The following is a 1130-nucleotide window of genomic DNA, read 5'->3' as shown; positions in this document are numbered from 1 at the left end:
AAGCGACGTGGTCGGCGCCGATGGCGACGGCCTTGCGGCCGCTTGCATTCGCCCTGGTGCCGATGGCGACGGCATCGGCGGAGTTTGCGACCGCGTTCGTTCCGGCGGCGATCGCGTTCTGGGCACTCGCGTTTGCGGTATCGCCCATCGCCAGGGCGCTCGCGCCACTCGCCGATGCGCTAACGCCCAGCGCCGTTGCGCGCGCGAGGGTCGCACGGGAGCCATTGCCGAGCGCCACGGCGCCAACATCCGTGCCCTGGGCACCCGACCCAATCGCGACCGAGCCGATTCCACTCGACAGAGCGGCATTGCCGAAAGCCAATGCGAAATTGCCTGAGGCGAGTGCGTTGGGGCCGAGTGTTGACGAGCTTATCCCCGTCGCACGGGAATTTACCCCGATTGCGACGGCGAACTGGGCCGATGCCACGCTTGTACGGCCGATCGCCGTGGCATCAGCCACGTTTGCCGTCACGTCCACGCCGATAGCGATCGCGCTCTGAGCGAGAGCCCCCGTTCCGGCAGCGGAGCGTGCGCCCAGATAGATGGAATTCACGCCGCTGGCGATGGATCCCGTGCCAATGGCGGCGGCGTTGGTCTGGCTGGCTTGAGCGTTGTGGCCGATCGACGCGGTGTTGCTGACGGCGACACCAATACCGGCATTGGTTCCGATCGCGATGTTGTCGTTGCCGGTGACCAGATTGCCCGCGGAGGCGGAGAGCGTTGCGTCATAGGCAACGGCGCCGTCACCAGTGCCGAGGGCGACATTGCGCTGCCCCGTGACGCCGGAGCCGGCGCCTCTCAAGACGCTTGGGACGCCGCCGCCGACAGCGGTATTCTGTCCGCCGCTGACGAGCGTGCCTGCCGCGACGCCCACCGCGACCGAGCTGGCATTTCCGGTGGTTGACCCGGCGCCGGCGCCCTGACCGACAGCAACCGTGCTGTCGCCGATCGCCAGCGCTTGCACCCCGAGTGCCGTTGAGCTGTTGCCGGTCGCCCTAGCAGCGTTGCCGACGGCGACGCCCGAGACTCCGCTGGCGTTGGCGCCGTTCCCGGCGGCGAGAGAATTGCCGCCGGTTGCCTGGCTGACCACTCCCAGCGCTATCGAATTGCCGCCGCTTGCGTTACTACCC

Annotated in this window: 1 pseudogene; it reads right to left on the bottom strand. The window is 68.2% G+C overall.

Going from position 1 to position 1130, the window contains the following annotated elements:
- A pseudogene (locus EN925_RS36840) lies at window positions 1-1130 on the bottom strand (calcium-binding protein); the annotation flags it as partial.

Origin of the sequence: Mesorhizobium sp. M7A.F.Ca.US.006.04.2.1 (genome assembly GCF_004022915.1) — a bacterium.
GTDB classification, from domain to species: domain Bacteria; phylum Pseudomonadota; class Alphaproteobacteria; order Rhizobiales; family Rhizobiaceae; genus Mesorhizobium; species Mesorhizobium ciceri.
Note: the sequence above shows the minus strand (reverse complement) of the source record. Positions and strands in the feature narration are given on the sequence as shown.